This is a genomic window from Corynebacterium sp. KPL2895 (assembly GCF_040225815.1).
Lineage (GTDB): Bacteria > Actinomycetota > Actinomycetes > Mycobacteriales > Mycobacteriaceae > Corynebacterium > Corynebacterium rhinophilum.
The window spans coordinates 1-9,938 of the sequence record NZ_JBEHFY010000037.1 but is presented as its reverse complement, the minus strand read 5'-3'; the positions used below and the strand labels follow the sequence as shown (position 1 = coordinate 9,938).

General features: G+C 57.0%; 8 protein-coding genes and 3 pseudogenes. 4 read left to right on the top strand and 7 right to left on the bottom strand.

Going from position 1 to position 9,938, the window contains the following annotated elements; genetic code table 11:
• The 3 genes and pseudogenes from ABRP95_RS11620 to ABRP95_RS11610 form a co-directional block, all read left to right on the top strand.
• Positions 1-190, top strand: a pseudogene (locus tag ABRP95_RS11620) (IS110 family transposase); the annotation flags it as partial.
• 107 nt (positions 191-297) lie between these two features.
• Positions 298-462, top strand: a complete 165-nt coding sequence (locus tag ABRP95_RS11615; RefSeq protein WP_284783747.1) for a hypothetical protein — start codon at positions 298-300, stop codon at positions 460-462.
• A gap of 228 nt (positions 463-690) precedes the next feature.
• Positions 691-888 carry a helix-turn-helix domain-containing protein gene (locus ABRP95_RS11610; protein ID WP_349839475.1) on the top strand — a complete coding sequence of 66 codons (198 nt, stop codon included), beginning with the start codon at positions 691-693 and terminating at the stop codon, positions 886-888.
• Here the strand turns inward: ABRP95_RS11610 and ABRP95_RS11605 are convergent.
• A pseudogene (locus ABRP95_RS11605) lies at positions 854-1,748 on the bottom strand (IS256 family transposase); the annotation flags it as partial. The gene ABRP95_RS11610 and the pseudogene ABRP95_RS11605 overlap by 35 nt on opposite strands.
• A gap of 189 nt (positions 1,749-1,937) precedes the next feature.
• Here ABRP95_RS11605 and ABRP95_RS11600 point away from each other — a divergent pair.
• Positions 1,938-2,762, top strand: coding sequence for a GDSL-type esterase/lipase family protein (locus ABRP95_RS11600; RefSeq protein WP_284783748.1), 825 nt, complete (start codon positions 1,938-1,940; stop codon positions 2,760-2,762).
• A gap of 133 nt (positions 2,763-2,895) precedes the next feature.
• Here the strand turns inward: ABRP95_RS11600 and ABRP95_RS11595 are convergent.
• The 6 genes and pseudogenes from ABRP95_RS11595 to ABRP95_RS11570 form a co-directional block, all read right to left on the bottom strand.
• Positions 2,896-3,132: pseudogene (locus tag ABRP95_RS11595) on the bottom strand (IS3 family transposase); the annotation flags it as partial.
• 247 nt (positions 3,133-3,379) lie between these two features.
• Positions 3,380-4,414: an alpha/beta hydrolase gene (locus ABRP95_RS11590; protein WP_284771222.1), complete on the bottom strand. Its 1,035-nt coding sequence runs from the start codon at positions 4,412-4,414 to the stop codon at positions 3,380-3,382.
• A 139-nt stretch (positions 4,415-4,553) separates the two neighbouring features.
• Positions 4,554-6,245: an arabinofuranosyltransferase AftB family protein gene (locus tag ABRP95_RS11585; RefSeq protein ID WP_349839474.1), complete on the bottom strand. Its 1,692-nt coding sequence runs from the start codon at positions 6,243-6,245 to the stop codon at positions 4,554-4,556.
• A 62-nt stretch (positions 6,246-6,307) separates the two neighbouring features.
• Positions 6,308-7,288: a decaprenyl-phosphate phosphoribosyltransferase gene (locus ABRP95_RS11580; RefSeq protein WP_284771220.1), complete on the bottom strand. Its 981-nt coding sequence runs from the start codon at positions 7,286-7,288 to the stop codon at positions 6,308-6,310.
• Positions 7,281-7,796, bottom strand: a complete 516-nt coding sequence (locus ABRP95_RS11575) for a phosphatase PAP2 family protein (protein ID WP_284771219.1) — start codon at positions 7,794-7,796, stop codon at positions 7,281-7,283. The genes ABRP95_RS11580 and ABRP95_RS11575 overlap by 8 nt, the downstream gene beginning before the upstream one ends.
• Positions 7,786-9,738 (bottom strand): glycosyltransferase, encoded by a 1,953-nt coding sequence (locus tag ABRP95_RS11570; protein WP_284771218.1) that lies wholly within the window; start codon positions 9,736-9,738, stop codon positions 7,786-7,788. Before ABRP95_RS11570 ends, ABRP95_RS11575 begins: the two co-directional genes overlap by 11 nt.
• Positions 9,739-9,938 lie beyond the last annotated feature (200 nt).

Genomic DNA, 9,938 nt, shown 5'->3' with positions numbered 1-9,938 from the left:
TGCCTACATCATCGCCCACGCTGCAAAGAACCTTCCAGAATCCCTTCGCAGTGTCGACCGCGTCGAAGAAGCCTTCCGCCAGTTGAAAGTCCTCAACGGCATCGACGAAGACTTGGCACGCTCCTACACCAGGCTCATCAACCAGATTCGAAGCGCACTTGTTGGTTGCTACCCGCAATTCGAGCAGGCGGACCTGACCCCCATTTGGTGGACACCTGATATCCAGCCCAGTCGGGCTGGGAAGAAAGGTAATCTACCACCATGTCCAGGTACTGAGAACAGTTCAAACGCGATGCCGTGGCCCTCTATGAAAACAACGAGGGCCTCTCGCTGAACGCAGCATCAGCCGAGCTCGGTATCAACCGTGCCTCGCTGCATTCATGGGCCACCAAGTACTACACCGGCAAACGCGCCCGCATAAAAGCCATGCACGATCAAGCCCAAGCAGCGAATGAATCGTGAGACGCACCCGCCAGCTGGAGAAAGAAAACGCACAACTGCGCGAAGAACGCGACATCCTGCGCAAGGCCGCCACATATTTTGCTTCAAGCAGACTCACTGGAATTCTGCTTCCAGTGTGTCTATGACCACCGAACCGAATACTCGTCTCACACGGATGTGCCACGTGTTAAGACTCAATCGTTCCTCGTTTTATAAGTGGGTCCACACCCGTGAAAATCGCAGGATACAATGATGTATTCTGACGGTCTTATTGGTGCAAAAATCAAGGCCACTTTTGATGATGAGCATGGTCTTTATGGTGCTAAACGCATCGCTGCAAGCCTCAACAGTGATACGGATTTCGGCCCGATAAATCACAAGAAAGTCGCACGCATCATGAAATCCATGGGGTTGCGGCCGATACGCCCCGGCGATCCCCGTAGGTGACCTGCCGGTTAGCTGCGCGAATCAGGTGCACGATACAGGTGTGCACCATAGAGTTCGGCCACATGTTGCCTCGACTGCTTCTGGTAGGCCTTTCAGCCCGTCACAGCAGACAATAAAGACGTCTTTGACCCCACGGTTAGAAAGATTGGCACATACCTGCGCCCAAAAGGAAGCACCTTCTTCTTTGGCAATCCACAATCCCAGGATGTGTTTGATGCCGTCGAGGTCCACCCCGATTGCCATGTACGCGGACTTGTTGACTACCCGGCCGCCATCGCGGACTTTAATGCGCAACGCATCCAGGAATATCACGGGGTAGAACTCGTCTAACTGGCGGTTTTGCCACACCATGACCTCATCGCCGACGGCATCAGTTACTGCAGAGATTGTTTCATGGGAGATATCTACCCGCATCGCAGTTGCCATATGATGCTGGATATCCCTAATGGTCATGCCGCCGGCATATAAGCTGACAATCATATCGTCAACATCTGTTAGCCGCCTGGAGCCTTTGAGGGGCCATGGTTGGGATAAACGTCCCGGCCCGGTCTCGTGGAACATCAATGTTTACTGGCCCGTAATTAGAATCCACGGTTTTCGGGTAGGTGCCGTTGCGGTGATTGTCTGTTCCAGCAGTAGCTTTAGCTGCTCTATCGCCGGGCTCATAGCCTAGGTGGGTATCCATTTCAGCATTCAAGCCTCTGGTGATTGAGGCTTGTAGCATGCCCCGAACTAGGTCGTTGGCATCCGTGGTGGACGTGCCTAGCTCATCAATCAGTTTCGCGATTTCAGGGTTAGCAAGCAGCTTCTTTTCAATCGCATCAATCTTGGCCTTATCAGCTTAGATCTCGTCTCGCCATAGTAGTCATTCTGGTTCATCTCCTTATGCGGGTTGGGTTCCCACACACAAACCATCAGACACTCTCCATCGACGCCCTCTCAGCACCCCAGTTCAATCAAAGACTGGACTCTCACCAAGAAACCAGTAGGATAACCACAGCATGCACAAAAGTGCACCCCTTAAACATCCCCGACCCAAGGCGAATCGAATGAAAAACATAAAAACCAAAATCACCGCCGGACTCATCGCCCTCACCACAAGCCTCACCATGGCCCAAACCGCCAACGCAGACCAAGGCAAAGAAATGGTCACCTTCGGCGACTCCTTCACCGCCAACGGCGGCGCACCAGGCGAACGAGCAGCAACCTCCCCGCACAAACGCCCCTTCCACCCCTGCTTCAACGACAAACACAACTGGGCACACCAAACCGCCAACAACCTCGACCACAACCTCGCCGACTACTCCTGCAACGGAACCAGCGTCTGGATCAACCAGTACGTCGACGACGCCATCGAACAAGGCAACATCGGCCATGACACCAAAGAAGTAGTATTCATGTACGGCGGCCTCCAACAAGGAACCTACTTCGACGCCCTAGCCAACGCCACTCTCCCCGACGTTCCCAAAGCCTCCACCTACCGCGGACTACTAAACTTCCAATTCAACAAAATCCGCAAAGCCGCACCCAACGCCCGCATCTCCATGGTCAACTACGTCCCAATGACCGTCAACGACACCCTCTGCGTAGTCAACCACGACCAACTACAACTGCCAATAACCATCCCAGGCGCCACCATCGCAGAAGACGAATTCAATCGCGAAATCGGACGCGCAGCACACGACCTCGGCGTCAACTACATCAATCTCCACGACCAAGCCAAAACCCACGACCCCTGCCAGCCAGACACCAACCACCGATGGGCCACACTCGTCCAAACCCCAACCGCCCCATCCGTCATGCCACTACACCCAACAGACGTAGGACACGACGGAATGACCCAAATCATCACCCGAGAACTCCAAAACCACTAACCACCAACCAAAGCACGAACCCGCCGCCCGAGAGCACCATGAACTAGTCCCCAAAAGTTGGGCTGGTTTAATTCAAGAAGGTTAGGGGTTCAAGGGCCTGATTCCGATATTGCATCGGGGTCAGGCCCTTGAGTCATTGTTGGTTGCGTTCGGTGTTGTACCGCTGGATGTAATCTTCGATTACCTGGGTGAACTCCTCGACAGTGTTGAAGACTTCTCCGTGGTACATCTCGGTTCTCAGGTGACCGAAGAAGTTCTTCATTACTGCGTTGTCGTAGCAGTTGGCCTTACGCGATATCGACTGAACGCCGCCGTTCTCGTGGATCAAAGTGCGCCGGGTTGAATGCTGGTATTGGAAGCCTTCATCGGTAATTTTTAGGTAGGCAATTTCAGCATGCAACTGGTCGCTTTCGCGACGCAGTTTGTCTTCTTCAGTAAGCGCCTTCGGCTTGGTACCTCGGCCCTGTTCGAAACGCTTGACTACATGCTCGCGCTGAGTTTCACTCAGCGAACTTCGTAGCCCCAATAAAAACTGCTCCCCACCAGTTGGTAGTGATTTCTCAGTCCAACTACTGGGGAGCGGTTCGAACGGCGCGGGGCCAGTTCGTTAGTGAGCCTTACCAGGCATTCATAACGTTGAGAACGCGCGGTTTGGAAGCATTGAGCTGGTAGTCCCATTGGTACCAGTTATGCAAGCCCTGGGCCGGGTAGCTCACCGTTGGGTTCAGACCCTGCAACCGGGCAACACCTTCCCAAGCGCGGGTGGTCAGCTGAGAACCAACCTCCAGTGCGACACCCGGTGCTTGGAACTGCGGCGGAAGGGTTTCCCTATCCAATTGGCCTGGGATACCGGATGCAGCTGAAATATAAACATCGGTACCACCCTCACGCAGTTGCGGAATCAGCAAGAGCGGGTCATTCTGGAAACGCTTTGGGTTAAATAGCGAACCGTACATGGCGTTGACATTGAATCCACCGGCATCCAACATGGCCAAACGAAGAGCAGTCTGAGCACCTGGAACCGTCATAGTCAAATAACCAGAAAAGGATAGTACCTGCTTAAACTGGTCAGTGTGCTTAGCAGCCAATGTCATGGCGGAACCGGCACCCATGGAGAGGCCAGCGATCGCATTGTTATTGCGGGCCACGCCAAAGTGCTGCTCGAGGTAGGCAGGAAGCTCCTGGGTAAGGAAGGTCTCCCACTTGTAGTTGACCGGATCTCTCGGATCATATTTGCCAGGTGCTTGCCAGTTGGCATAGAAAGAAGACTCGCCACCTGCCGGCATCACTAGAGTGATATTGCTGTCCGCGTAAGTCTGCGCGGCGTTAACCTCGCTGTGAGGGCTAACCCAGCCGCTGGTTGCGTAAGTAGCACGCAGGCCATCCAATAGGTAGAAACCAGCGTTACCGCCATTCTTTGCGGGCTGAATCTGGACGGGGATGTTACGGTCCATGGACGGAGACCAAACATCACAGCGCTGAACCCAAAACATGGCTGGGTCCCATTCACAGGTGCCGGTATTATCCGGACGCAGCCAATCACGATGTGCCGCGTGTGCCTGCTGCGTGCCGCCGGCAACGACGGCGAGGCCAAGCGCTACGACCACTGCCATGATGACCGATAGGACACGTCCTCTCAGAGATGCAGTCATCTTTCTCCTCCACAAAGTACTCAATAATTGTTCTTTGGCTTTATCGATGGGAACCTGTGAATCGTTAACACCCCTCGGCGAAAGCCTCACTGAGAGGCAGTGTAGTGCACTCACAGGCTTTTTACCTCATTTTCAACCATTAATAGAGGTAATCCCCCGGATTGGAGGAGAAGGTTAGGGTCCTGCCCTCTGTCAGGGAAAATTTAATATTTTCTAAGAATCGGCCCCAAGTTAGCGGTTCCCTGTAGGAGGCAAAGAGCCTCTGGAAATCGGCATCATCAAGCGCAGTGCGTGCTTGCCACGCGGAATCTTTCTGCCCCAGCAATAAGGAGTCAATATCCACTGCAGAATCGGCAATCTGCCACGCCGCGCCAAGGCTTTTATCGTGGCCAATGCGCCCGCCTTCGATGCGGGGCTGGCGCGCTGCCAAGGGATTGCTGAGCCCAATTTCATCGAGCACGCGCACCTCAAGTGGCGCATTCATGGAGGTAAGACCGAGATTAGGAAAATACACAGTGGGAGGATCGGAGCGCTCCGGATCCGCGGGCACCGTCGTCCACGATGTCTGACCCCCATCCTTGATATAGAGGAAGGTCATGGCATCGCCGGCCGTCAAGTCCTGCACCGCTTTTTCATAGTTATTCATCACGTCCATACCCAGAAAATCCTCGGCACGGCGTGGCGGTTCCTGCCGGTTGGTGACAGCGGTCCAATAGTCCCGCTCATCCACAACACTAAGCTGGCCCGCGTACGCTGCCCGGTCTACCGGGTGACCGTGCAAGACAATAACGAAGGCCCACACCGCACAGAATACGGCAGCCCACCAGGTTCGTAGATTAACTACAAATATGGGCAATAGCGCGGCGAAAAGCGGAAGTAGCAACATGCGCCCATGCATAAAATCGCCACCCACGTGCACAACATATGCTGCCTGCAATAGTGCGGCGCCCAGGAAGATATAAACCACAGTCTGCATCGAGCGCAGCGCCGACGGTCGAAAATCGGTTTTCCACAGCGCCGCCACTGTCAGCACAATGAGCGGGAGGTACAGCGCGTAGGGCGCCATAAAGTCGCCCAAGTACGCAAACCCTTGGCCCCACGCGGAACCAGCCGCGGATTTCGCAACGGCGGTATGAGGCGTAAGCAGCCCGTAGTAGCCCATGCGGAATACTTGATAACCCAGCGGCAGGGGCAAGGCGGCAGCGATAACCTTCCACGAACGCGTGCTCACTATGAGTACAACGCCAACCAGGCCGCCATACAGGGCAAGCTCAGGGCGAATGAGCCATGAGAGCCCCGCCCAGAATGCCAGCCCATACACAATAGGCTTGGGCGGCAACTCCTGCCGTGGTCGCGCCCATTTAATCAGCATCCACCACAAGACGGCCAAGTAGAAAAGGCACAGGCTCCATTCCAAGCCGGAGGTAAAAAAGTCCCGTGCCGGTGGCAGGGCCAGATACACCAAGGCTCCAGCGGGAAGAACAAGTCCCTTGTGCATGCTTGCCGATGCCCACGTCCCCACCACCATCGCCGCGACCGCTAGGAGAAGCCCGAGGTAGATGGCGATCGTTTCGAGTTCAGCACCGCTTACCCACCGCGCCACTAAGATGAGGTATTGCCACAGCGTGGAGGTATTGGCCTCAACGCGCTCACCCACATTGAACACAGGACCGTTGCCGGCTTCTAGGTTGCGGACGGTACGCAGGACGATGAGGCCGTCATCAGACATCCAGCGGCGGGCAAAGCCACCCCACAAAGAAAAAACACCGATAACAAGAACCGAGGCGGGTGCGCTCCACAGCGCAATGTTCTTGTTACCGGTGTTAACCACGTGGGGTGAGTATATCAGGCCTCTCAAGATCTTCTAGTTGAACGCAACTATATAACCGCTGCTTAGACCAATGGCATGATGTAGACGGCCATGGCGATGCAGGCCAGCCAAGCGATGGCGAGGAACTGCAAGGTGCGATCCCCCAACGCGATTTCTTCCGGCGCCCCGCCCTGGCCACGGTCCACGTCGGCGGCATAGCGCAGGATGGCGATGGTAAATGGCACCATGGAAATCTGGTACCACACGCCACCAGAGGTTGCGGCATTAGCCAGCTCAAAGCCCCACAGGGAGTAGAAGACCACCACGGCGGTAGCCGCTAGCGTCCAGACAAAGCGCAGGTAGGTTGGCGTATAGCCCTGCAAGGATTTGCGGATCTTCGCGCCGGTCTTTTCCACCAGCAGGATTTCGGCATAGCGCTTACCGGAGGCCATAAAGAGCGAACCAAAGGCAGCGACCAGCAAGAACCACTGCGAAAGCTCAATATCGGCGGCCACGCCACCGGCCATGGTGCGCAACATGAATCCGGAGGACACCAGCGCAATATCGATGACCGGAATATGCTTCCAGCCAAAGCAATAGCCCAGCTGCAGGGCGATATAAACCGCCATAACGATGGCTAGCTCTAGTCCCGCGGTGGCCAAGAAGGACAGCCCAATGGACAGGCCAACGAGTACCACGGCCATGACATAGGCCACCTTGATGGGCAGCACGCCCGAGGCAATCGGGCGGAAACGCTTGGTCGGGTGCTCTTGGTCTTCACGCCAATCCTTGGCGTCATTGATCAGGTAGATGGAAGAAGCGCCGAGGCAAAAGACGATGAAGGCCAAGAGGACATCGACAAGCACGCGCCCGTGAAAGAGCGACTCCGCACCGGCCGCGGCGGGCGCGGCCAGTACGAGGATGTTTTTTACCCATTGCTTCGGGCGCAGGGCCTTGACCATGCCATCGGCCAAATTCTTCGGCGGCTTGCGCTTACGGCCGGTATCGACGCCGGACGTATGCGGTTCCGAATGGAGAAAGTGCTGGTTACCGTCCTCACTCATGCGTCTTTCCCTTCGTCATTGCCCGCGCGGTAGCAGCGCCAATGGCTGCGCCCGCGACGGTATCAGTTGGATAGTGCACCCCGAGCACCATACGCGATGCCATCATCACCGGCACTCCCACAAGCGGTGCCTTGGAACCCGTCAGGCGGGAAAGGCCCACCAAGAAGGCGGTGGTGGAGGTGGCATGCGAGGACGGGAAGGATAGGCGCGAGGGGGTCTTGACCCCAACGCGGACGTAGGAATAATCGGGTCGCTTGCGCCGCACGATGCGCTTGAGCACCACGCTTGCCGCATGCGCGGTAAACGCCGCGGCACCGATCCGAATCCACTCTTCACGGCGCTGCTTGTCCACGCCGGCCCCTAGGGCCGCGCTGCCCATCCAGCCCAGGGCGTGCTCGCCCAAGTGGCTTAAACCGCGGGCAGTCGGCAGTACTCCCGGCAGGTCAAAGGCGGCGTTCTGGATGGACTCTAGGACGCGGGATTCTGCGATAGAAAGCTTATTGGGCATCAAAAACCTTCTTCCAGGAAGACCGCGCGGTCAATTCCGGCAACGCGGCGCGGTAGTGCGCCCGCAGGTCATCGAAGTTTTCTTCAATTTCCTTCAACAGGCTGCGGGTTTCGGTGATGAGCTCCTTGGCCAAATCGCGGTCGCGCTTGCGGAAGGCCACACCCGTACCGCCGGCCGTGGATACGGTGGCGGAATCCAGGCGGGACAGGGTGAACCAGCGCGCCTCTTCTGGGGTGAGGTTCAGCTGCGGTGCCGCGTGGTGCGCCGGATCTTCCTTGCTCAGCAGGTGCTTAAGGCCCTTTGCTGCCCACGGCAGCTTCTTCACCTTGGCCAAGCGCCCGCCCACATTGCGGGTGGGAACGCCCGGCGCGCCGGTCGGCGCCGGCAGCTGGTCTGCGGATTCGATGATGACCGCATCTGAGTAGTTCTTGCGGATCTCCGCAATGCGCGGCAACGAGGTATCCAAGATATCGAAGAGGTGGTCCGGCCCCGCCAGGAAGTCCTTCATGGCCTCGATTTGGATGGCCATGGTGGAGTATTCCATGCACATGGTGTGCTTGAGCGTGGACTTAAAGATGGACTTAGTAATGCCGGATACCGCGCCATCGTGGTACAGCGAAGCCACGATCAAGCGGTTGCGCAGGTGGAAATAGGCCTGCCAGTCAATGGCATCGTCCTTATCCGCCCAGGCCATGTGCCAGATGGCCGCGCCCGGCCAGGTCACCGTGGGGAAGCCATTGCGGGCGGCGCGCAAGGAGTACTCGGTATCGTCCCACTTGATAAATAGCGGCAGTGGCTGGCCGTTGGTCTCTGCTACCACGCGCGGGAAGAGGCACATCCACCAGCCGTTATATTCCACGTCCACGCGGCGGTGCAGGTCGCGGGAATCGTACTTCTTTGGATCCAGGCGGGTTTCTGGCGTGCCAATGGCGCGCAGTGGGTACTTGGCAAAGTCGTGGTCGTACACGGCGTGCGGGGCGGCGGCCCACATGAAATCGGAGCGGTTGACCTGCTCACCGGTGGTGCGCAGCTGGGAGCGCTCCTGCAGGTTGAGCATCTGCCCGCCCACGATGATGGGCCTGGCGGCGTAGCGTGCGGCCTGGACGGCACGCAGTACCGAATCTGGTTCGATGGCGATGTCATCATCCATATACAAAATGAACGGCGAATCGGTGTTTTCCAGCGCCTCGTACATGATGCGGGAGTATCCGCCCGAACCACCCAGGTTACCTTGGCGGAACTCGCGGAAGCGCTCCCCAAAGTGGGCTACTGCATCGTCGTAGCCTGGTTCATCGGCGGGGTGTTGATTGCCTTGGTCAGGCATCAAGACGAAGTCGATGATCTCGTCCACGACGGGATCCTCGGCTAGGGCTTGTAGCGCTGCCACCGCGTCGGTAGGGCGGTTGAAGGTAGGAATCCCGACCGCAACACGCTTTTCGGAAGGAGCAACCTCGGTGCCATCCGGCAGGATTTGCGCTCCAGGTGCGTGCGGCGAGCACCACGCGGCATGCGCCAGGGTGGTTTCTTTCTCGGCGGTGATATCGAACCACAGCCAGCCGCCGTCCTCGAAGTTCTTGAGCGGGAGCTCGAATTCGTGCTCACCGGTGCCCACGAGGTGGTTGCCCACGGAAATGCGTTGGCCATCGTGCTTGGAACGGTACAACGAGATATTGGCCTGGCCCTCAACTTCAAGGCGCAGAATGACCGAGTCGAGCTGGGACCACCGGCGCCAGTAGGAGGCCGGAAAGGCGTTGAAGTAGGTCTCAAAAGAGGCTTCTTCGCCGGCCGGGATGGTCACGGCGGTCCGGTTTGTCCAGCTCAAGCGCTCGCGGTTTTGTTCCGCCTCAATGAGGTAGAGCATGCGGACGTCAAAGGGTTCGCCGCGCTTGGGCAGCAAAATTCGCTGCAGGGGCTCAAAAGCCGAGGAGTTGTTGGCAGTCACGATTGCTTCGATTCTCCAAACTATTTAAACAGTAGTCAGCGGTTTAGCGTAGTTGTTTTATACGGATTACTCGGGTTTACACGCGGATGTGTCTTCGGGTTAAGTAGCAAAAGTGTGCCTGATGGACCTGACCCCCATTTGGTGGACACCTGATATCCAGCCCAGTCGAGCTGGCAAGATTGGTAATCTACCACCATGTC

Excerpts from the sequence above, each read along its gene's own strand:
- ABRP95_RS11575 (WP_284771219.1), bottom strand. The coding sequence starts at position 7,796 with ATGCCCAATAAGCTTTCTATCGCAGAATCCCGCGTCCTAGAGTCCATC.
- ABRP95_RS11590 (WP_284771222.1), bottom strand. The coding sequence starts at position 4,414 with ATGACTGCATCTCTGAGAGGACGTGTCCTATCGGTCATCATGGCAGTG.
- ABRP95_RS11580 (WP_284771220.1), bottom strand. The coding sequence starts at position 7,288 with ATGAGTGAGGACGGTAACCAGCACTTTCTCCATTCGGAACCGCATACG.
- ABRP95_RS11610 (WP_349839475.1), top strand. The coding sequence starts at position 691 with ATGATGTATTCTGACGGTCTTATTGGTGCAAAAATCAAGGCCACTTTT.
- ABRP95_RS11600 (WP_284783748.1), top strand. The coding sequence starts at position 1,938 with ATGAAAAACATAAAAACCAAAATCACCGCCGGACTCATCGCCCTCACC.